The organism is Microbacterium sp. DT81.1, from assembly GCF_049844955.1.
In the GTDB taxonomy this organism is placed as follows: domain Bacteria; phylum Actinomycetota; class Actinomycetes; order Actinomycetales; family Microbacteriaceae; genus Microbacterium.
On the sequence record NZ_JBNCMA010000006.1, the window covers coordinates 336,000 to 357,200 of the forward strand.

The following is a 21,201-nucleotide window of genomic DNA, read 5'->3' on the forward strand; positions in this document are numbered from 1 at the left end:
CTCCCGCGGTCGCGGATCGCGGTGGGAGAATGAGTGGATGCTGGGGGCTGCTCTGAAGAACCGCGGCGTCCAGGCCGCGCTCGTATCCGCGCTGCTCTTCGGTGCCGGAACCCCGTTCGCGAAGCTCCTGCTCGGCGACATCAGCCCCTGGCTGCTTGCCGGGCTGCTCTACTGCGGCTCGGGCGTCGGCCTGGGGCTTCTCCGACTGGTCCGCCGCGCGCCGCGCGTGCGCCTGGGTCGAGGGGAGCTGCTGCCGCTCGCCGGTGCCGTCCTCACCGGCGGCGTCGTCGCCCCGGTGCTGCTGATGGTCGGACTCTCGAACATGCCGGCCTCCGGCGCGTCGCTCCTGCTGAATGCGGAGGGCGTGTTCACCGCAGTGCTGGCATGGTTCGTCTTCCGCGAGAACGTCGATCGCCGCGTCGCCCTGGGCATGCTGGCCATCGTCGCCGGAGCGGTTCTGATCAGCATCCCCGAAGGCGCCGAGCTCGGCAGCCCTTGGCCGGCGCTGGCGGTGCTCGGGGCATGCCTCTGCTGGGGACTGGACAACAACCTCACCCGCATGATCGCGCTGAACGACGCCACGTGGCTCGCCGCGGTCAAGGGGCTGGTCGCGGGTCCGGTGAACCTGGTTCTGGCGTTCGCCCTCGGCGCCTCGCTGCCAGGAACGGGAAGCCTCGCGGCCGCGATGATCGTCGGGTTCTTCGCGTACGGCGTCAGCCTCGCCCTCTTCATCGTGGGGATGAGACATGTAGGCACCGCCCGGGCGGGCGCATACTTCTCGGTCGCGCCGTTCTTCGGCGCGCTGCTCGCCATCCTTCTCGGTGAGCCGGTGACCTGGCAGCTCGTGGCCGCGGGACTTCTCATGGCGCTCGGAGTCTGGCTGCATCTCACCGAGCGGCACGGGCACGCGCACACGCACGACGCCCAGGTGCACGAGCACTGGCACACGCACGATGAGCATCATCGGCACGAGCATGACGAACCCGTCGCCGCAGGAACATGGCACACCCACGAACACGGTCACGAGCGGCTCACCCACACGCACGAGCACTATCCCGACGCGCACCACCGGCACATGCACGAGCTCCCGCACGCCCGGGCGCGCAGACGCGCCCAGTGAGCCGCGAGCAGCCCTGAAGACGTGAAGACGTCAGGCCGTGCCCTTCGCCGCCCACGCGACCGCGTCGATGCGGAACGGGCCGTCCGGCAGCAGCTCCGCGCAGCGGCGGCGCACCGCCTCCCGTGTCTGGGCGTCGAGGCGAGCGAGCTGCGCGCCCGCCGGGCCCACTCCGAGCGTGTACGGCTCCCACCAGTCCGCGAATGACGCGAACTCGACGGAGACCGACAGCTCGGACTGCTCGACGCCCGCGCATCCGGCCCCGGTCAACAGGGCGGCGAGATCCCCGCGCCGGGCTCCCGCCCGGGTCACCTCGTCGTCGACATCCGGCATCACGTCCCGCAGGGCGCGGAAGAACAGGGACTGCGGCGCCCGTTGATTCTGGAAGTCCCAGACGTTCGCCGCCACCACGCCGCCCGGCCGTGTCACGCGGCGCATCTCGCCGATCCCCGCCGCGGGATCGGACATGAAGTGGACGACGAGCTGGGCGAAGGCCGCCTCGAAGGAGCCGTCCTCGAACGGCAGCGCTTCGGCGGACGCCTCCAGGACCCGCACGCCCGGCATCCGCTCTCGAGCCGCCGCGACGAACTGCGGGGACGGATCGACGGCCGTGACGGATGCCGCGCCCAGGCGCGCGGCGAGCACCTCGGTCAGCGCACCGGGACCACAGCCCACGTCGAGCGCCGAGACTGCGGCATCCGCACCCGTGAACGCCCACTCCACGAAAGCACCGCCGAGCGGTCTCGAGAACCGCCCCATGAACCGGTCGTAGGCCGTCGCCGCCACCTCGAACGACATGGCCCGGAGTCTACGCCGCGGTCACCGCGGAGATGGTCCAGGATGCCGCGTGCGCGACACCGGGCTCGAGCACGATGAGGTCGGTGCCCGAGTTGAAGGCATCCGGCGGGCACGTCATCGGCTCGACGGCGAGGCCGATGCGGTTGCCGGGGTTTCCCGGGCGATCCGCCGTGTGGATCTGCACCCAGGTGCACGCCGCGCCCCACGACATCTCGACGCCGGAACCGTCGGCCGCCAGAACCCGCACGGTGGCGCGGCCATCCGGCGAGCGCCGCAGCCCCGTGAAGGCGTGGTCGATCTCGACCGAGCCGATCTGCGCGCGTGTGCGGAAGTCGAAGTCGGGGTGCGAATCGACGGGCTCGACCGCCACCGGCAGCAGCCGGTCGGGTGTGACGGTGAGCACCTCGTCGGCGGGGTGCTCGAGCAGCCAGTCATCCACCTTGCCGGGACCGGCGACCAGGTAGGGGTGGGGTCCGGTGCCGTATGGTGCCGGGACACTCCCGACGTTGGTCGCCGTCACCGTCTGTGTGAGGCCCCTGGCGTCGAGCGCGAACGACACGTCGACGCGCACGGGGAAGGGGTACGCCGTCTGGGCCTGGATCACGGCCGAGAGGGTCACGGCATCCGGCGACTTGTCGATCGCCTCGAAGTCGAGCCAGCCGGCCAGACCGTGGATGGCGTTGTGCCGCGCCGGCTCGCTGAGGGGCAGCTGGTAGTCCGTGCCGCCGAAGGAGTAGCGGCCGTCGGCGATGCGGTTCGGCCAGGGTGCGAGCGTCAGGCCCCGGGAGGCGGGGCGCACCTCGTCGGCCTCGAAGGGCACCACGAGGTCGCGCTCGTGGTGGCGCAGGCTGCGCAGCGTGGCGCCGACGCTCGCGATGACGGCGGAGTAGTCGCCGGAGCGGATGGTGTGCTGGGTGCCGGAGAGGGGGATCGTCACGGTGTCATGCCTTTCTGGTGCTGGATCGCACAATCAGCTCGGGGACGCGCGAGGGAACGGGCGCATCCGACTCTTCATCCTGCAGCATCACGAGCACTGCGCTCATGGCGTCTCTTCCCAGCGCCTCGAAATCCTGGCGCATCGTGGTCAACGGCGGTCGGAAGTGACCGGCCTCCGGGATGTCGTCGAATCCTACGACGCTGACGTCGTCCGGCACACGCAGGGATGCCTCGTCGAGCGCGTGGTAGAGGCCGAGGGCCATCTGATCGTTCGAGACGAAGATCGCCTCCGGGCGCCCGGCGGCCAGGAGCGCCTTGCCGATCTGGTAGCCGGATTCCGGCGACCAGTCGCCGAAGCGCGGGTCCGGCACGTGCAGTCCCTCTTCCGTCAGCCGGTCGCGCCAGCCCCGCATCCGCTCCTCCGCATCCATCGAACCCGGCGGGCCGGCGATGTGGCGGATGTCGCGGTGCCCCAGCTCGAGCAGGTGGCCGACCGCGATCCGCGCGCCCTCGTACTGGTCGAGGGTCACGCGATGGGCGCGTCCCCGCTCCTCGGAGGCGACGACGACCAGCGGAACGCCCAGTTCCCACCCGTCGAAGGCGTCGAACGTCGAGCGCTCGGCGGCCACGAGCACGATCGCCTCGACGTTCTGGCGGATCAGCATCTCGGCGGCCGAGCGCAGGCTGGCGGCCTCGCGGTCGGCGGGACTGACCGTGATCACCGCGTACTTTGCGTCGCTCGCCGCCTCACCGAGGTGCAGCACGACGCTCGACGGCCCGAAGTCCGGGAGGCCCGTCGAGACGAGGCCGATGGTCCGCGAGCGCCGCGTGACGAGTGCGCGAGCGGCCTGCGAAGGCACGTAGCGCAGCTGCCGGATGGCCTGCTCCACCCGCTGCCGGGTCGCCGGCCGCACGTTCGGCAGGTCGTTGAGCACGCGGGAGACGGTCTGGTGCGACACGCCGGCGAGGCGTGCCACGTCGAAGATCGTCGCGACGCGCGCCCGCTCTCCGCCTGTGCTCACCTGGTCCGCCGGCCCCCCTAGGGCGCGCCCCTGCGCGACCGTCACCCCATTATCCCGAGTGGCATGCCCCTCACCTGCGCCTGGCGGTCAGCGCGCGCTGCAGGATGATGAAGACCAGCAGCAGCCCTCCGATGAAGATCTTGGTCCACCACGACGACAGCGTGCCCTCGAAGGTGATGATCGTCTGGATGAGGCCCAGCACGAGCACGCCCAGCACCGAGCCCAGCACGAAGCCGTAGCCGCCGGTCAGCAGCGTGCCGCCGATCACCACGGCGGCGATGGCGTCGAGTTCCGTGCCGATCGCGGTGAGCGGGTAGCCGGACAGCGTGTAGAAGGTGAAGAGCACGCCCGCAAGCCCCGAGCAGAAGCCGCTGATCACATAGACCAGCACCTTGGTGCGCGAGACGGGAAGGCCCATCAGCATTCCGCTCTGCTCGCTGCCGCCGATCGCGTACACGGTGCGGCCGAACCTGGTCTTGTGCAGCACCCACACCGCGACGGCCACCACGAGGATCGCGATGATCACGCTCGCCGTGATGGACAGTGTTCCACCGAGTGGGATGCGCGTCGTGGCGAGGGCGATGAACGCGGGGTCGGTGATCGAGATCGAGCTCTGGCTGATGACGTAGCAGAGCCCGCGCGCGAGGAACATCGCCGCGAGCGTGGCGATGAACGGCTGCACCTTGAAGACGTGGATCATCAGCCCGACGAGAAGACCGAGCGTGCTGGTCAGCACGAGGATGAGCGGGATGACGACGGCCGGCGCCCAGCCGGCCTGCAGCAGGCTCGCGACGATCATCGTGCTCAAGGCGACCACCGCCCCCACGCTGAGGTCGATGCCGCCCGTCAGGATGACGAAGGTCATGCCGACGGCGAGCACGATGAGGTAGGCGTTGTCGACGAACAGGTTGAGCAGCACCTGGCCCGAGAAGAAGCCCGTGTAGCGCAGACCGCCCGCGACGAAGACGGCGGTGAAGAGGACGGCGGTGACCGTCACCGGTCCGTACTTGGGACTCAGCAGCGTGCGGCGCACGGCTGTGGTCCAGCGGCGCGTGGGCGAGGCGACCGGGCGGACGGGCGCGGGCGCCTGGGGCGATGATGTCGTCGTGGTCATGAGGTCACCGAATTCACGAGGGTCGCCGTGATCATGAGGTCACCGGAGCCTTTCCTGCTCGTGCCGCGAGCCTTCGTCGGAACGAGGCCAGCGCGTCGTTCGTCGTGGGCGACTGCAGCAGGCACACGGCCGTCACCACCGCGGCCTTGAAGACCATCGTCGCGATCGGCGGGATGCCGACCGTGTAGACGGTCGTCACCAGCGTCTGGATGACCAGGGCCCCGATGAGCGTGCCGGCGAGCGAGTATCGGCCGCCCGCGAGGGAGGTGCCGCCGATGACAACCGCGAGGATCGCGTCGAGCTCGATGAAGAGCCCCGTGCTGTTGGCGTCGGCGGCCGTCGTGTTGGCGGTGAGGATGAGCCCCGCGATGCCGGCGCAGAACGCGGAGAAGGTGTACACGGCGAAGAGCAGGCCGCGGGCACGCACGCCCGCCTGCCGGCTCGCCTCCGGGTTGATGCCGACCGACTCGATCAGCATCCCGAGGGCGGTGCGGCGGGTGAGAACGGCCGCGACGGCGAAGATGACGGCGGCGATGATCACGGCGATCGGGATCCCGCCCCAGAAGCCGGAGCCGAGCGCCTTGAACGGCGGGCTGTCGACGGTGAGGATCTGGCCTTCCGTGATGAGCATGGCGATGCCACGACCGGCCGTCATCAGGATCAGCGTGGCGATGATCGGCTGGATGCCGACGACGGCGATCAGCAGGCCGTTCCACACCCCGAGCACGAGCGAGATGACGAGGGCGGTCGCGATCGCGACGGCCACCGTGGCCGGGTTGCTCGGATCGGGTGAGCCGAGCAGGATGCTGCAGGCCACCGCCCCCGAGATCGCGCACACCGCGCCGACCGACAGGTCGATGCCGCGGGTGGCGATCACCAGAGTCATGCCCACGGCGACGATCAGCGTCGGAGCACCGTTGCGGAGGATGTCGATGAGGCTGCCGTAGAGGTTGCCGTCGCGGATCGAGACGGTGAAGAAGCCCGGAAAGGCGATCACGTTGATCGTGAACAGCACCAGCAGCATCACCACGGGCCAGAAGAGGCGGCTTGCCACCATGCGTGCGGCGAGGGCGCTCATGCCACGTCTCCCGTCAGGTCATCCTCGTCCGAGCCCTCGGCGATGAGCGCGAGGAGCGTGTCGACGGTGAGGTTCTCGTTGGGAAGGTCGGCGACCATGCGGCGATCGCGCATCACGGCGATGCGGTGGCTGACGCGCAGCACCTCCTCGAGTTCGGCCGAGATGTACACGACCGACATCCCGTTCTCGGCGAGGCTGAAGACGAGCTTCTGGATCTCGGCCTTCGCGCCGATGTCGATGCCGCGCGTCGGCTCGTCGAGGATCAGAAGCCGCGGTGCGATCGCCAGCCATCGGGCGAGCAGCACCTTCTGCTGGTTGCCGCCGGAGAGGTTGCGCAGCAGCGCGTTCGGGTTGGCCGGCTTGATGTTCAGTGCCTGGATGTAGCTCTGCGCGAGCTCCTCCTGGCGTCGCTTCGGGATGGGCCGGAACCACCCGCGATCCGCCTGCAGCGCCAGCACGATGTTGTCCCGCACGGTGAGCTCATCGACCACACCTTCGGCGCGGCGGTTCTCCGACGAGAACGCGACCCGCCGGGCAAGGGCCTGCCGGGGTGTGCGCAGGCGCTTGCGCTCGCCGGCGAAGCTCAGCTGGCCGCTGTCGGCGCGGTCTATGCCGCCCAGCAGGCGGGCCACCTCGGTGCGCCCTGAGCCGAGCAGCCCGGCGAATCCGACGACCTCGCCCTCGTGGATGACCAGATCGAAAGGCTCGACAGCACCCTTGCGGCCGACATCCTTCGCCCGCAGGTACACCGAGGCGTCGTCCTCGTCGGCGTTGGATTCCCGCACGCGCTGCTCGAGATCCTCGAGCGTGGCGATCTCCTTGCCGATCATCTTCTGCACCAGGTCGATGCGCAGCAGCTGCTCGGTGCGGTACTCGCCGACGAGGCGCCCGTTGCGCAGCACCGTCAGCCGGTCGGCGATCTCGTACACCTGGTCGAGGAAGTGCGAGACGAAGAGAATGGCGACGCCGCTCTCCTTGAGGGAGCGGATGACGCGGAACAGTTCGGCGACCTCCTCGGCGTCGAGGCTGGAGGTCGGCTCATCGAGGATCAGCACGCGCGCGTCGATGTTGGTGGCCCGGGCGATCGCGACGAGCTGCTGAATGGCCAGCGAGTGATCGCCCAGCAGCGATCCGGGGTCGATGTCCAGGCCCATGCCGCTCAGCAGCTCGGTCGCTCGCAGCCGCATGGCCCGTCCGTCGATCGAGCCGAATCGGCGCGGCTCGCGGCCGAGCATGATGTTCTCGGCGACCGAGAGGTTGGGCAGGAGGTTGACCTCCTGATACACGGTGCTGATGCCGGCGTCCTGAGCTTGAGCAGGGCCGTGGAACGACACCTGCGTGCCGTCCACGGTGATGGTGCCCTCATCGCAGGAGTACACGCCGGTCAGGGCCTTGATGAGAGTGGACTTGCCGGCGCCGTTCTCGCCCATCAGCGAATGGACCTCGCCGGGGAACATCCGGAAGTCGACGCCCTCGAGCGCTTTCACTCCCGGAAAGGAGATGGTGATCCCGGTCATCTCCACGAGGGGTGATGGCGCAGTCATGGTGACCTCTTCGTCGGTATGGGCAGGGCGTTCGCGCGGATGTGGTGGCATCCCCGGCGTGTCGAGAGCGTAGGGGTGGGTGCGCGCCCTCGGGCACGCACCCACCGCGCCCGCGGATGCGGCGCTGTCGCTCAGTATGGGGCTGTCACTCAGTACTGGCGGTCGGGGAGGGCCTCGACGGCCTGCTCCTGGGTGAAGGTCGTCTCTTCCGTGATGATCCGCTTGTCGACGGAGCCGCCTTCGTTCAGCGTCTTGATGATGTCGACGAGCTGCGCACCGAGCAGCGGCGAGCACTCCACGATGAAGTTGATCTTGCCGTCGGCGAGGGCCTGCATGCCGTCCTTGACCGCGTCGATCGTGACGATCTTGATGTCCTGCCCCGGTACCAGGCCGGCCGCCTCGATCGCCTCGATGGCGCCCAGGCCCATGTCGTCGTTGTGGGCGTACACGAGATCGACGTCGGGGTTCGACTTGAGCAGCGCTTCCATGACCTGCTTGCCGCCTGCGCGGGTGAAGTCACCTGTCTGGCTCGCGACGACCACGAACTTCGGATCCTCTCCGATCACTTCTGCGAACCCCTCGGCCCGGTCGATCGCGGGTGCGGAGCCGGTGGTGCCCTCGAGCTGGATGATCTTGACGGAGTCCGCATCGGCGAACTCCTCGACCACCCAGTCGCCGGCCTTCTGGCCCTCGACGACGAAGTCCGAGCCGAGGAACGACTCGTAGAGCGAGTCGTCGGCGCTGTCGACGGCGCGGTCGGTGAGGATGACGGGGATGCCGGCGGCCTTGGCCTCGTTGAGCACCGCGTCCCAGCCGCTCTCCACGACCGGCGAGAAGGCGATGTAGTCGACCTGCTGCTGGATGTAGGAGCGGATCGCCTTGATCTGGTTCTCCTGCTTCTGCTGCGCATCCGAGAACTTCAGCTCGATGCCCGCCTCTTCGAACGCCGACTGGATGTCGGTGGTGTTGGCTGTGCGCCATCCACTCTCCGCGCCGACCTGGGCGAAGCCGACCACGAGGTCTTCGATGGGCTTGGGGCCCGAGCCGCCGTCGGTCTCGGCGCCGCCACCGGCGCCTGCCCCGCCGCTCGCGCACCCGGCCAGCCCGATCAGCAGGGCACCGACCGCCGCAACGGAAATGAGCTTCTTGTTCATTCGTGAACCTCCTTGTCCAAGTCCGGCGGGGCCGCGTGCTGTTGAGTGCTGCTCTTGGTGCCGGGCGGTCAACACTGGCCGCTTCGAAATGTTAGCGCTAACTGTTAGCGTTCACAATGCCCAGTCGAGTTCGTTATGAATGAGCCGCCAAACGGTCCTGTGAGCGCAAACATCGTGTCGCGGTCGCCCTCGGTCGTCGCTTCACCGTCTCTGCAAGCCGGCCCTGCGTCCGGCATATCCGGAAACGAGTGAAGGGGCCCCTTTCGGGACCCCTTCACAGAACTGTGCGCGAGGGGGGAGTTGAACCCCCACGTCCTTTCGGACACTGGCACCTGAAGCCAGCGCGTCTGCCTATTCCGCCACTCGCGCAGTTCGCGACGCAGGCGGCTTCTCGCCCGCATCAACCTCCCGAGGATATCACGCCGTACGGAGCCAGCCCGTCGTGCGCCGGCGAACGACTGTGGTGCACACCGTTCTGCGGCCCCACAGGCTGTGCAACTACGATGTCGATACCTGCCTGCCTGCCTGAGGAGTCGTGTGGGACTACTTGACAGCTTCGAGAAGGGTCTCGAGCGTGCCGTGAACAGCGCGTTCGCCAAGACCTTCCGCAGTGGCATCCAACCGGTCGAAATAGCGTCCGCTCTGCGCCGTGAACTCGACACCAAGGCCGCCGTCGTGAGCCGCGACCGCATCCTGGCGCCGAACTCGCTGACGGTGCGGCTCTCGCCCGCCGACGACGAGAAGATGAGCTCGCTCGGCGCCACGCTCGTCGAGGAGCTCGACACGCTGGTGCAGAAGCACGCCAAGGCGCAGGGCTACAGCTTCGCCGGTCCCGTCTCGATCACGATCCGACGCGACGACAGCGTGCCGACGGGGACCATCGGCGTGGACTCCGGCACGGCGGCCGGTCAGGTGTCCTGGCGGGCGGTCGTCGATATCGACGGCAAGCGGCATCCGCTCACGAAGTCGCGCACGGTGATCGGCCGCGGCAGCGACGCCGACATCACGATCGCCGACCCCGGCACCAGCCGCAAGCACGTCGAGATCCTCTGGGACGGCCGGCGCGCCATGGTGCGCGACCTCGGGTCGACCAACGGCTCGTTCCTCGACGGCCGCAAGGTCGATGAAGCCGCCCTCACTCCCGAATCGACCGTGCGCATCGGGCGCACGGAGATCGTGTTCCGCGTGGTCGCGCAGAGCACGCCGCCTCGTCCGCCCATGCCACCGGCGGATGCGACGCGTGCCTACGACGTGCGGGACGGGGGCCTCGCGCCGTGAGCGAACTGACCCTTCTGCTCCTGCGCATCGGCTTCCTCCTCCTGCTCTGGTTCTTCGTCTTCGCGGTCGTCTACTCCCTACGAGCCGACCTGTTCGGCGTCAAGGTGCGCAAGCTTCCCGAGGCGGCGGCGGCCGCCCCGGCCCCCGCCGCCACTCCCGCTTCTCCTCGGGGGGCGCCCTCCGCCTCCCAGGCCGCCACGGCGGCCGTCGCCGCGAAACCCGTTGCTCAGACATCCCGCCCGGGTGGCAAGGCGACGCGAGACGCCGTCTCCCGCATCGTCATCACCTCGGGGCCGAAGGCCGGCCTCGAGCTGCCGATCGGCTCCGAGCCGCTGACGATCGGGCGCTCGAGCGAATCGGGGCTCGTCATCCGCGACGACTATACGTCCAGTCACCACGCCCGGCTCGTGCTGTGGGGCGACCAGTGGATGATCCAGGACCTCGACTCCACGAACGGCACCTGGCACAACGGTCAGCGCGTCTCGACTCCCACGCCCATCCTGGTCGGCGCGCCGATCAAGGTCGGCGCGACGACGTTCGAGCTGCGGAAGTAAAGGAGCCATGGTCTTCGAGGGCTCCAGCGCCGCCATCTCCCACACCGGGAAGGTGCGCTCCAACAACCAGGATTCGGGCTACGCCGGCTCGAACCTGTTCGTCGTGGCCGACGGCATGGGCGGCCATGCCGGCGGCGATGTCGCGTCGAGCCTCGCCGTCACGCGGCTGGAGAGCCTGGACCGGACGTACTCATCCACCGCCGAGGCCGAGCGGGAGCTGCAGCACGCGATAGCGGATGCCGCTGCCGACCTGATCGAGATGGTGCGCGAGCGCCCGGAACTGGCCGGCATGGGCACCACCGTCAGCGCGCTCGTGATGGTCGACGGCTACGCCGTGATCGCCCACATCGGCGACTCGCGCATCTACCTCTACCGCGACGACCAGCTCACGCAGATCACCACCGACCACACCTTCGTCCAGCGACTCGTGGAGTCCGGCCGCATCACCGAGGAGGAGGCGCGGTACCACCCGCGGCGCTCGGTGCTGATGCGCGTGCTCGGCGACATGTCCTCCGACCCCGAGGTCGACACCTTCATCATGCCGACGCAGGACGGCGACAGATGGATGCTGTGCTCCGACGGCCTGTCGGGGGTCGTGGACGACGCCCACACGGCCAAAGCCCTCGGCATGGGGATCGCGCCGGGGCGGACGGCCGACAACCTGCTCAAGCAGGCGCTCGACGGCGGGGCGCCCGACAACGTCACCATCGTCATCGTCGACGTCGGCGGGCAGCATCCCCTCGTGTCGGGCACGCCGACGATCGTCGGATCGGCATCCAATCCGCTCGGCGTGGCCGTGCCCGCCGCACGCTCCGGACGCAGCGGCTGGCTGCATCCGAACCGCCAGGCGGCCAACGAGCCGACGCATTTCGAGCCGGCCGCCGAGTTCCTCGAAGAGCTGATCGAGGAGGATCGCCGCCGCGCCCGTCGACGCCGCGTCGGCTGGATCATCGGCCTCGTCGTCGTGCTCGGTCTGCTCGCCGCCGCCGTCCTCGGCGCCTACAACTGGACACAGACGCTGTTCTACGTCGGCGCCGATGACGACACCGTCGTGGTGTTCCGCGGCATCCAGCAGGGAATCGGTCCGATCTCGCTGTCCACGCCCTACGAAGACACCGGCATCCTGCTCGATGACCTCCCCTCCTTCGAACGGAGCACCGTGGAGGAGACGATCAGCGCACGATCCCTCGCGAACGCGGAAGCGATCATCGAGCGCCTGCGCGAGACCGCGGAGCAGACCGGATGACGGCGACATCCGACGTCTCGGCCGACACGACGGTCCTGCGGGCGCTCCGCAAGATGCGCCTGCCGCAGACCCAGCGCAACCGCGAACTGGGCCTGCTGATCTTCGCGTGCGCCATCAATGCCGCGGCGATGGCGCTGGTGCAGCTCGGCGCGCTGCGTGAGATCGAGTGGACGTTCCTGTTCTACGGCGGCGGCCTCACCGTACTGGTGTTCGCCCTGCACATCCTGCTGCGTCTGCGTGCCGCGGATGCCGATCCGTTCGTGGTGCCGATCGCCACGCTGCTCACGGGCCTCGGCATAGCGATGATCTACCGCATCGACATCGCGGTCGACCTGCAGGGCTGGGAGGCCTATTCGACCAAGCAGCTCGCGTGGACGGCGATCGCGGTCGTGGGGGCGAGCGCGGTGGTGTTCTTCCTCCGCAACTACCGGGTGCTGTTCCGCTACACCTACGTGTCCGGCCTCGCCGGCATCCTCCTGCTGCTTCTTCCCTTCATCCCGGGTCTCGGTGTGGACGACGCCGGTGCCGATGTCTGGGTGACGATCGCCGGGGTTTTCTCTTTCCAGCCGGGCGAGCTCGCGAAGATCCTGCTCGCGATCTTCTTCGCCGGCTACCTGGTGCGAACGCGCGAGAGCCTCGCGTCGACCGGCACGCGCTTCCTCGGGATGACGTGGCCGCGCGCACGCGAGTTCGGGCCGCTGCTCGTGATCTGGCTGATCTCCCTGGGCATCATCGTGCTGCAGCGCGACCTCGGCACCGGGCTGCTGATCTTCGGCATGTTCGTGGCGATGCTCTACGTCGCGACGGGCAAGACCAGCTGGGTCGTCATCGGTGTCGGGCTCGCCGTGGCCGGCGCCCTGCTCGCATCCCAGGTGCTGAGCTACGTCGGCGGGCGCTTCGCGAACTGGCTCGATGCCTTCAACCCCGAGATCATCGACAGAGGCGGCGGCAGCTATCAGCTCGTACAGGGCATCTTCGGCCTCGCGCAGGGCGGGCTGATCGGCACCGGCCTCGGTCAGGGCCGTCCCTACCTCACGCCGCTGTCCCAGAGCGACTACATCCTGGCGAGCCTCGGCGAGGAGCTCGGGCTCGTCGGAGTGTTCGCGATCCTCTGCCTCTACATGGTGTTCGCGAGCCGAGGGATGCGCATCGGCCTCGCCGGCCAGGACGACTTCGGCAAGCTGCTGGCGACGGGGCTCTCGTTCACGATCGCCCTGCAGGTGTTCATCATGGTGGGCGGCGTCACGCGTCTGATCCCGCTGACCGGCCTGACGACGCCGTTCCTCACCGCGGGCGGGTCGTCGCTGATCGCGAACTGGCTCATCGTCGCGCTTCTGCTCCGCATCTCCGACGGCGTTCGCCGCCAGCCGAGGGTGGTGATCGGATGAGCCCCGTGCGAATCCTGCTCCCCCAGGGAGGTGCCGAGTGACCAAAGAACTCCGGCGGCTGAGCATCGTCATGCTCGTGATGTTCCTCGCCCTCTTCGGATCGACGAGCTGGATACAGGTCGTCCAGGCGGAGACGCTGTCCGAGCACCCCCGTAACACCCGCGCGCTCTACGACAGCTACGAGGTGCAGCGGGGCTCGATCATCGTCGGCGGCGTCGCCATCGCGACCTCCGTTCCATCCCAGGACGTCTACTCCTTCCAGAGGGTCTATACGGATGCCGGCATGTGGGCTCCCGTCACGGGATACATCAATCCGGCGCTGGGTTCTGCTACCGGCATCGAACAGGCGATGAACCCCGAGCTCTCGGGCACCGACGGGTCGCAGTTCCTCTCCCGCATCGAACGCATCGTGTCCGGGCAGCCGCCGCGGGGCTCGAACGTGCTGCTCACGCTCGACGCGGACGCGCAGCGCGCCGCATACGACGCCCTGCAGGGTCTTGAGGGCGCCGTGCTCGCCATCGAACCGGCGACCGGCCGCGTTCTGGCGATGGCGACATCGCCGAGCTACGACACCAACCTGCTCGCGACGCACAACACGACGGACGCCCTCGCCGCCTACGACGCGCTGGACGCCGACCCCGGAGATCCGCTGTCCAACCGCGCGATCGCCGGCAACCTCAACCCGCCCGGATCCACGTTCAAGCTGGTCACGGCCGCGACGGCGTTCGCCTCGGGGGAATGGACGCCGCAGTCGACCCTGCCCAACCCCGCGATCTACCAGCTCCCGCAGTCATCGAGCACCGTGCAGAACGCGTGGGGCGGCACGTGCGGTCCCGGCGCGGAAGTCACCATCGCCGAGGCGCTGCGGCTGAGCTGCAACATCCCGTTCGCGGAGCTCGCCGTCCAGCTGGGAGACCGGGCGATCCTCGAGATGGCCGAGTCGTTCGGCTTCAACGACTCGTTCGAATCGCCCCTTGTCTCGACGCCGTCGGAGTACCCGCGGGCGCTGGATGACGCGCAGACCGCCCTGACGGGCTTCGGTCAGGGGCAGGTGATCGCCACGCCCCTGCAGATGGCGATGGTCTCGGCGGGGATCGCCAACGAGGGCGTGGTGATGAATCCCCGGATGGTGGACCGCGTCATCGGACCCGATCTCGCGGTGCAGCAGACGTTCGACGACACGGAGTTCGGGCGGGCGCTGGACGCCGAGATCGCCCGGGAGATGGTCGCCCTCATGGTGCGCAATGTCAGTGACGGCGCGGCCTCGGGTGCAAGAATAGAAGGAGTCGATGTGGCCGGAAAGACGGGCACGGCGGAGAACGGCGAACGCGAACCATATACCTTGTGGTTCACGGGGTTCGCCCCCGCTGACAACCCGCAGGTAGCCGTCGCGGTCGTGGTTGAGAACGGCGGCGGTCAAGGGCAGTCGGGCAGCGGTGACACCATCGCGGCTCCGATCGCGAAGAAGGTCATGGAGGCGGTGCTGAACAGATGAGGCCAACACAGGGTGTGTCTTTCGGCGGCCGCTACGAACTGATCTCTCGGATCGCGATCGGCGGCATGGGCGAGGTGTGGGAGGCCACAGACCACGTCATCGGCCGCACGGTCGCCATCAAGATCCTCAAGGACGAGTACATGGGCGATCCCGGGTTCCTCGAGCGCTTCCGCGCCGAGGCCCGTCACGCCGCTCTCGTCAATCACGAGGGCATCGCCAGCGTGTTCGACTACGGCGAGGAGAACGGCAGCGCGTTCCTTGTCATGGAGCTCGTACCGGGCGAGGCCCTGTCGACGATCATCGAGCGCGACGGAGCGCTCGGCGCCGACAAGACCCTCGACATCGTCGCGCAGACCTCCGCCGCGCTCCAGGCTGCGCACGCCGCCGGTCTCGTGCACCGCGACATCAAGCCGGGAAACCTGCTGATCACGCCCGATGGGCGCGTGAAGATCACCGACTTCGGCATCGCCCGCATCGCCGACCAGGTGCCACTGACCGCCACCGGTCAGGTCATGGGCACCGTGCAGTACCTCTCGCCGGAGCAGGCCTCCGGTCACGCCGCGTCGCCGGCCACCGACACCTACTCGCTCGGCATCGTGGCCTACGAGTGCCTCGCCGGCAAGCGCCCCTTCACGGGCGAGTCGCAGGTGGCGATCGCCATGGCCCAGATCAACGAGCAGCCGCCACCGCTGCCCCCGACGGTCGCCGTCCCGGTGCAGAACCTGGTCATGGCGATGATCGCCAAGAAGCCCGAGGACCGGCCGGCCTCCGCCGCGGCCGTCGCCCGTGCGGCCAGCGCTCTGCGGCGCGGAGACGTCGCGGCCGCCGCTGCGGCCGTGCCGGCGATCGCGACCGGAGTGGTCGGCGACGACGCCACGCAGCTGCTCGGCGCGGCGGGCGAGGACGCGACGCGTCTGCTCCCCTCGACGGCGGCCGTGCCGGTCGAAGAACCGGTGAAACGCAAGCGCAGCCCGTGGACCTGGCCCCTGATCGCCCTCATCGTGCTGCTGCTGCTCGTGCTCGGCGGAACGCTCTGGGCGGTGCTGACCAATCAGACGCCCGAGGCGGCTCCGTCCACATCGAGCTCCCCACCGTCGCTGCCACCCACTCCCAGCGCGACGCCGTCGCAGACGCCCGTGGACACGCGGGTCGATGTGGACGCACTCGCGCTGACAGGGAAGACCTGTGACGAGGCACGCTCGATTCTCGTCGATGCCGAACTTGTCGCACAGTGCGCGACGGGCAACGCCGCCACGAGCGACGACCAGGTTGGTCTCGTCTACGACTTCCAGCCCCGCGGAAGGCTCGCCGAGGGCACCGAGGTGACGGTGACGGTGTACGGCCCCGTCGTCGCCATCGGCGGTCCGCAGAGCGCGCCGACCCTGACGACGACCGACGGTAATCCTGTTACGCCTCCGATCCCCGCAGGCTCGACTGCACGACTGAACTGGCAGAACTTCACTTGCCCATCCGGTACAGGAACCCTGAGCCAATACACCGTCGCGCTGACGAACGCCACGTTCACGGAGAATCAGCCGGACGAGCAGGTCTTCCCGCCGGACGTGCGGCAGGCCAACATCGTGGTGAGCCAGGACGCGGTCGGGCAGAACGTGACCGCCATTTATACCGCCACGTGCAACGGCGGTCCGCGCGAGTCCGATCCGTCCCCACCCATGGATGTGCTGATCACCGACGCCGGGACCGACGAGGGGGAGGAGGGCGGCGAGTGACGGGGAGTGTTCGCCGTGTCCGCCTAGGCTAGGCTCGAAGCTTGTTTCACCACCCTGGGAGTCGATCCGTGTCGAGCGAACCGCGCGTCCTTTCGGGCAGGTATCGCATCGACGAACTCATCGGACGCGGCGGCATGGCCAGCGTCTACCGCGGGTATGACATCACGCTGGGTCGCAGCGTCGCCATCAAGATCCTCCGTCGAGACCTGGCGAACGACAACGCCTTCCGCACGCGTTTCCGGCTCGAGGCGCAGGCTGCCTCGCGCATGGCGAATCCCACGATCGTGCGCGTCTTCGACGCCGGAGAAGACACCGTCACCGACGCCTCCGGCACCCACCCCGCTCCGTACATCGTGATGGAACTCGTGCACGGTGCTCTGCTCAAGGACATCATCGCGGCGGGCCCGGTGCCGGTGACGGACGCCGTTCGATTTGTCGACGGCATCCTCGAGGCGCTGGAGTACTCCCACCGCGCCGGTGTGGTGCACCGCGACATCAAGCCGGGCAACGTCATGGTGACGGACTCCGGCCAGGTGAAGGTGATGGACTTCGGCATCGCCCGCGCCGTCTCGGACTCCTCGTCGACCGTGGCGGAGACGACCTCGATCATCGGCACCGCGGCATACTTCTCGCCAGAGCAGGCGAAGGGCGAGTCGGTGGATGCCCGGGCCGACCTCTACTCGACAGGGGTGGTGCTCTACGAACTGCTGACGGGTCGCACCCCGTTCCGCGGGGACTCGCCCGTGGCCGTCGCCTACCAGCACGTCAGCGAGACACCGGTCCCGCCGTCGGAGGTCATCGCGACCGTTCCGCGCGCCTTGGACGCGGTCGTGCTGCGCGCCCTGGCGAAGGATCCGTTCCATCGATACCAGGACGCCGCCTCGTTCCGCGAGGCGGTGGATGGCGCCGTCGATGGCAAGGCGCCTTCCAAGCGCCAGCTCGGCTCCCTCACCAGCGAGCTCTACGGACCCAACCCCCGCCAGGCGGCGGAAACCGCCCGTTCGCTCCGCCAGCTCACCACCGACACGACGATGACGCGCACGCAGAGCGGTCCGCCGGTCGCGTGGATCTGGGCGGGCGTGGCCGTGCTCGCGGTTCTGCTCATCTCGGTGCTCTTCTGGGCCGTCACGATCCGACCGGCCTCGGAGGTGCCCACCAACGCTCGCATCATTCCCGATGTGACCGGGATGACGTACGAGGAGGCGAACGAGGCGCTCGAGGCCGAGGACCTGGTCGCGTATCGCGCCGAAGAGGCGAGCAACGATGTCGCCCTCGGCGACGTCATCCGCAGCGAGCCCGAAGTCGGGGCATCTGTGTCCCCCGGCCAGAGGGTGACGCTCTACGTGTCCCGGGGCCCCGAAACGAGCGTGGTTCCGCCCCTCGAGGGACTGCTCGAAGAACCGGCACGTGCCGCGATCACCGCTGCAGGCCTGTCCATCGGCGCCATCACCCAGCGCAACGATCCTGCCCTGGCTGCGGGCACCGTGATCTCATCCGATCCCGAGTCCGGCGACGAGGTCGATCGTGCGACGCCCGTGAATCTCGTGCTCGCCACGGGCCGCGTGGTGCTCCTCGACTACCGGGGGTTCACTGTGGAGGCGGCTACGCGGGCGCTCGAGGCCGAGGATTCCCAGCTGTTCGTCGAGCCCCTCGAAGATCCTTCCTGCGCGGCGTCCGACCCCGCTATCGTCGTCGCCCAGTCCATCCCGCCGGGAGAGGCGACCGTGCACGCCACCATCACCCTCACCTACTGCTCCGGGTCCTAGCTCGATCGCTCCCGAGCTTCGGCCGCTGACGATTCCGGCGCCGTAGGCAGCGGGTGCAGCGCCGACGAAGCCAGCACGGCACCCGGCATCCCGACCGCAGACAGCCAGTTCGCGAGCAGCCGGTAGCCCCCATCGGTGAGCACCGACTCCGGGTGGAACTGAACTCCCCAGATCGGCAGCGAGCGGTGGGCGATGCCCATGATGACCCCACCGTCGGTGCGGCTGGTGACGACCAGTTCCCTCTGAAGGGTTTCCGGCTCGATGGCCAGCGAGTGGTATCGCGTCGCGGTGAACGGGTCAGGGAGCCCGTCGTAGAGCGGCGAGCCGTCGTGATGGACGAGCGATGTCATGCCGTGCATGAGCTCCGGTGCGTGCCCGACGGTGGCGCCGAATGCCTCGGCGATCGCCTGGTGACCGAGGCAGACGCCGAGCAGCGGCATCCGCGACTCGGCGGACGCACGGACGACGGCGATGGACACCCCGGCATCCGCGGGAGCACCCGGCCCCGGCGAGACCAGCACGCCGTCGTACCCCTGGATCGCGCGCGCCGGGTCGCTGATCTCGTCGGCCTCGATGAGGTGCACCTCGGCGCCGAGCTGTTCCACGTAGCCGACCAGGGTGTGCACGAAGCTGTCGTGGTTGTCGACGACCAGCACCCGCGTACTCATGTCCCGCCTGTCGTCTCCTGCGAACGCGAGATCCCGCCGGGGGCACACCCTGCGACCGTCACTCGACGGTCACCTCCTGCGGATTCACGATCTGGCTCACAAAGGGGAAGACGAAGAAGAAGAGGGCGTAGAGGATGGCGACGGCAAGGATCAGCAGGATGAGAACCCGTACCCACCACGGGCCCGGCAGCACCCGCCACAGCGCCCCGTACATCAGACTGCCGCGTCCGTCAGCGACGTGGGCGGTCCCTCGGCCCGAGGCCGGAACGACTCGAAGATGCTGTAGCCCACGATGCGCTCGGCCAGCGAGAACTTGGGCGAACAGCTCGTCATCGTCAGGTAGCGCCCGTCCGCCGGGGTCCCCGGCGCCTGCGGCACGTCCTCGAGCACGTCGATCTCCGAGGGCTGCACGTACTCGAGGTTGCGGAACCGGTAGGTGTACCACCCGACGGGCGTCTCGATGACGACCGCGTCGCCGACATGCAGCTCGGCGAGGCGGGCGAACGGCGCTCCGAATGTCGTTCGGTGTGCCGCCAGGGCGACGTTGCCGACCTGACCGGGCATCTCCGTGTCCGGGTAGTGTCCGATGCCGATGTGATCGAGGGTGCCGGCGCGTGTCACGCCCCCGGCGATCATGGTGGCGTACTCGGCGCCGAACCGCGGGATCCGCATGATCCCGAACACCTCGGTGTTGCCCGGCTGGTCGAGCACGATCGGCTCCCACACCTGTTCCGGAGCGGTCGTCGCGGACGGGTCGGGTGAGCCGGTCGGGTCGGGCGAGCCGGCCGGGTCTGGAGCGGCCGGTACCGGTACGGGAACCTCGTCGGCGGATGCATCCCATTCCTCGGAGAGCTCCTGGCCCGCGGCGTTGTTCTGCGCGCCGTAGATCATGTCGCCGATCCAGAGCTGCCAGCCGACGTAGAGCAGCACGACGATCCCCAGCGTGATGAGGAGTTCACCGAGCACGCCGGTGACGGACGTGCGCCGACGGGCCCGTCCGAGAGGCGCCTCCGGGGAGGCAGCGGTTCGCCCATCCACAGGGCGAGTCTACCGAGCACGCCCGTACGGAGCCTGGCAGTAGAATGGCGGCATGGCACGATCTGACAAGGGTGACGAGCAAATCGAACGCAGCGAAGCGGATGTCGCACCCAACCCGGTGTGGTTCAAGCCGGTGATGATCGGCTTCATGCTCCTGGGCCTCGTCTGGGTGCTGGTCTTCTACTTGAGCAACATGGCCTTCCCGATCCCAGGCATCGGCGCGTGGAACCTCGTCATCGGCTTCGGCATCGCCTTCATCGGGTTCCTGATGACCACCCGCTGGAGATAGCGGGAATTACAGGCGTGTCATTCGTCCACATGTGTGGATGAACCTGTGGATAACTCCGCCCCATCGCCGAAGACGACTCCGACGCTCGCGGCTCAGGTGTAGATCGTTAGCGGGATCAGCAGCAGTGCGCCGAGCCCGGCGACCAGTGCGCAGAGCAGCAGAATCTGCAGCCCTCGCAGGCGCGGACTGCGGGTGCGCGCGAAGATCAGCCCGATGAGCGCTCCGGTGACCAGGCCCCCGACGTGCGCCTGCCAGGAGATGTTCCTGCCAGGAAGAAATCCCAGCACCAGGTTGATCCCCAGGATGATCGCGATGAAGGTGATGTTGGCACCGATGTGCCGTCCGATCACCAACAGAGCGCCCAGCAGTCCGAACACCGCTCCGGACGCGCCGATGACACCGACTCCGAACCCGAGCAGAGCCACGGCGACGGAGCCGCCGAGTCCGCTGATCAGATACAGCGCCAGGAACCTGACGTGACCGAGCAGAGGCTCGAGGCTGCGGCCGATCATCCAGACGGCTAGCATGTTCAGCGCCAGATGCAGGAAGTTGTCGTGCACCAACAAGCTGGTGAGCAGTCGCCACGGCTGGAAGGTGCCGGTCAGCTGGGGGTAGAGGAACGGTGCGAAGAAGGCGAGCCCTTCCCGCACGGGCGAATTCGGAATCATCTGCGTCAGGTACACGAGCACCGTCACCGCGATGATGCTGTAGGTCACGACAGGGCGCTCGCGGGATACCACGGCCGACGCCGACCCCCTGGACCACCGTCGCTGAGCCTTGACCTGGGCGGGGGTCTGAGACTTCTGCTGGTCGCGCATGCACTCCGGACAGATCACGCCGACGGCCGCCTGCGTCTGACATTCCGGACAGATCGTGCGCAGACACCGCTGGCACAGCACGAAGCTCTGCCGGTCCGGATGCCGGTAGCAGAAGTTCTCGCTGTTGCGGGCGAACTGGGGGGATGTCACGGGGTGATCGACGTCACA

Annotated in this window: 20 protein-coding genes and 1 tRNA gene; 9 read left to right on the forward strand and 12 right to left on the reverse strand. The window is 68.5% G+C overall.

The window, feature by feature from the left end; all coding sequences use genetic code 11:
* The first annotated feature begins 37 nt into the window (after positions 1-37).
* Positions 38-1,120, forward strand: a complete 1,083-nt coding sequence (locus tag ACLQ2Q_RS17395) for a DMT family transporter (protein ID WP_425822177.1) — start codon at positions 38-40, stop codon at positions 1,118-1,120.
* 30 nt (positions 1,121-1,150) lie between these two features.
* Here ACLQ2Q_RS17395 and ACLQ2Q_RS17400 read toward each other — a convergent pair whose 3' ends face one another.
* The 8 genes from ACLQ2Q_RS17400 to ACLQ2Q_RS17435 form a co-directional block, all read right to left on the reverse strand.
* Entirely contained in the window at positions 1,151-1,915 is a 765-nt protein-coding gene (locus ACLQ2Q_RS17400) for a class I SAM-dependent methyltransferase (RefSeq protein WP_425822179.1), read from the reverse strand.
* A 10-nt stretch (positions 1,916-1,925) separates the two neighbouring features.
* Positions 1,926-2,852: an aldose 1-epimerase family protein gene (locus ACLQ2Q_RS17405; RefSeq protein WP_425822181.1), complete on the reverse strand. Its 927-nt coding sequence runs from the start codon at positions 2,850-2,852 to the stop codon at positions 1,926-1,928.
* A gap of 4 nt (positions 2,853-2,856) precedes the next feature.
* The gene (locus tag ACLQ2Q_RS17410) at positions 2,857-3,873 is read right to left on the reverse strand and encodes a LacI family DNA-binding transcriptional regulator (protein ID WP_425822183.1); all 1,017 of its coding nucleotides are present in this window, start codon (positions 3,871-3,873) and stop codon (positions 2,857-2,859) included.
* A gap of 70 nt (positions 3,874-3,943) precedes the next feature.
* The gene (gene yjfF / locus ACLQ2Q_RS17415; RefSeq protein ID WP_425822185.1) at positions 3,944-4,987 is read right to left on the reverse strand and encodes a galactofuranose ABC transporter, permease protein YjfF; all 1,044 of its coding nucleotides are present in this window, start codon (positions 4,985-4,987) and stop codon (positions 3,944-3,946) included.
* A gap of 31 nt (positions 4,988-5,018) precedes the next feature.
* Complete coding sequence (locus ACLQ2Q_RS17420) at positions 5,019-6,065, reverse strand: ABC transporter permease (protein WP_425822187.1); 1,047 nt, start codon at positions 6,063-6,065, stop codon at positions 5,019-5,021.
* Entirely contained in the window at positions 6,062-7,609 is a 1,548-nt protein-coding gene (locus tag ACLQ2Q_RS17425) for a sugar ABC transporter ATP-binding protein (protein ID WP_425822189.1), read from the reverse strand. The genes ACLQ2Q_RS17420 and ACLQ2Q_RS17425 overlap by 4 nt, the downstream gene beginning before the upstream one ends.
* Before the next feature lie 149 nt (positions 7,610-7,758).
* A complete protein-coding gene (locus ACLQ2Q_RS17430; RefSeq protein WP_425822191.1) occupies positions 7,759-8,763 on the reverse strand; it encodes an ABC transporter substrate-binding protein in 1,005 nt (334 codons plus the stop codon).
* A gap of 285 nt (positions 8,764-9,048) precedes the next feature.
* Positions 9,049-9,132: transfer RNA gene (locus tag ACLQ2Q_RS17435), tRNA-Leu, on the reverse strand.
* Positions 9,133-9,300: 168 nt separating this feature from the next.
* Between ACLQ2Q_RS17435 and ACLQ2Q_RS17440 the strand changes: the two genes are divergently transcribed.
* The 7 genes from ACLQ2Q_RS17440 (at position 9,301) to pknB (ending at position 18,220) form a co-directional block, all read left to right on the forward strand.
* On the forward strand, positions 9,301-10,041 hold the full coding sequence (locus tag ACLQ2Q_RS17440; protein ID WP_425822193.1) for an FhaA domain-containing protein: 741 nt from the start codon (positions 9,301-9,303) through the stop codon (positions 10,039-10,041).
* Entirely contained in the window at positions 10,038-10,595 is a 558-nt protein-coding gene (locus tag ACLQ2Q_RS17445) for an FHA domain-containing protein FhaB/FipA (RefSeq protein WP_425822195.1), read from the forward strand. The genes ACLQ2Q_RS17440 and ACLQ2Q_RS17445 overlap by 4 nt, the downstream gene beginning before the upstream one ends.
* Before the next feature lie 7 nt (positions 10,596-10,602).
* Positions 10,603-11,841 carry a Stp1/IreP family PP2C-type Ser/Thr phosphatase gene (locus tag ACLQ2Q_RS17450; protein WP_425822197.1) on the forward strand — a complete coding sequence of 413 codons (1,239 nt, stop codon included), beginning with the start codon at positions 10,603-10,605 and terminating at the stop codon, positions 11,839-11,841.
* Positions 11,838-13,229, forward strand: coding sequence for an FtsW/RodA/SpoVE family cell cycle protein (locus ACLQ2Q_RS17455; protein ID WP_425822199.1), 1,392 nt, complete (start codon positions 11,838-11,840; stop codon positions 13,227-13,229). Before ACLQ2Q_RS17450 ends, ACLQ2Q_RS17455 begins: the two co-directional genes overlap by 4 nt.
* Before the next feature lie 37 nt (positions 13,230-13,266).
* Positions 13,267-14,724 (forward strand): peptidoglycan D,D-transpeptidase FtsI family protein, encoded by a 1,458-nt coding sequence (locus tag ACLQ2Q_RS17460; RefSeq protein ID WP_425822201.1) that lies wholly within the window; start codon positions 13,267-13,269, stop codon positions 14,722-14,724.
* Positions 14,721-16,454, forward strand: a complete 1,734-nt coding sequence (locus ACLQ2Q_RS17465) for a serine/threonine protein kinase (protein WP_425822203.1) — start codon at positions 14,721-14,723, stop codon at positions 16,452-16,454. The genes ACLQ2Q_RS17460 and ACLQ2Q_RS17465 overlap by 4 nt, the downstream gene beginning before the upstream one ends.
* A 68-nt stretch (positions 16,455-16,522) precedes the next feature.
* On the forward strand, positions 16,523-18,220 hold the full coding sequence (gene pknB, locus ACLQ2Q_RS17470) for a Stk1 family PASTA domain-containing Ser/Thr kinase (protein ID WP_425822205.1): 1,698 nt from the start codon (positions 16,523-16,525) through the stop codon (positions 18,218-18,220).
* On the opposite strand, the gene ACLQ2Q_RS17475 is transcribed toward pknB, so the two are convergent.
* The 3 genes from ACLQ2Q_RS17475 to ACLQ2Q_RS17485 are packed head-to-tail and all read right to left on the reverse strand — an operon-like array spanning position 18,217 to position 19,926.
* Positions 18,217-18,888 carry an anthranilate synthase component II gene (locus tag ACLQ2Q_RS17475; RefSeq protein ID WP_425822207.1) on the reverse strand — a complete coding sequence of 224 codons (672 nt, stop codon included), beginning with the start codon at positions 18,886-18,888 and terminating at the stop codon, positions 18,217-18,219. The genes pknB and ACLQ2Q_RS17475 overlap by 4 nt on opposite strands.
* A 58-nt stretch (positions 18,889-18,946) precedes the next feature.
* Entirely contained in the window at positions 18,947-19,102 is a 156-nt protein-coding gene (locus ACLQ2Q_RS17480) for a hypothetical protein (RefSeq protein WP_425822209.1), read from the reverse strand.
* Positions 19,102-19,926 carry a class E sortase gene (locus ACLQ2Q_RS17485; RefSeq protein WP_425822211.1) on the reverse strand — a complete coding sequence of 275 codons (825 nt, stop codon included), beginning with the start codon at positions 19,924-19,926 and terminating at the stop codon, positions 19,102-19,104. Before ACLQ2Q_RS17485 ends, ACLQ2Q_RS17480 begins: the two co-directional genes overlap by 1 nt.
* A gap of 52 nt (positions 19,927-19,978) precedes the next feature.
* Between ACLQ2Q_RS17485 and ACLQ2Q_RS17490 the strand changes: the two genes are divergently transcribed.
* Complete coding sequence (locus ACLQ2Q_RS17490) at positions 19,979-20,215, forward strand: cell division protein CrgA (protein WP_425822213.1); 237 nt, start codon at positions 19,979-19,981, stop codon at positions 20,213-20,215.
* Positions 20,216-20,307: 92 nt separating this feature from the next.
* On the opposite strand, the gene ACLQ2Q_RS17495 is transcribed toward ACLQ2Q_RS17490, so the two are convergent.
* Positions 20,308-21,183, reverse strand: a complete 876-nt coding sequence (locus ACLQ2Q_RS17495) for a rhomboid family intramembrane serine protease (RefSeq protein WP_425822215.1) — start codon at positions 21,181-21,183, stop codon at positions 20,308-20,310.
* Between the last annotated feature and the right edge of the window lie 18 nt (positions 21,184-21,201).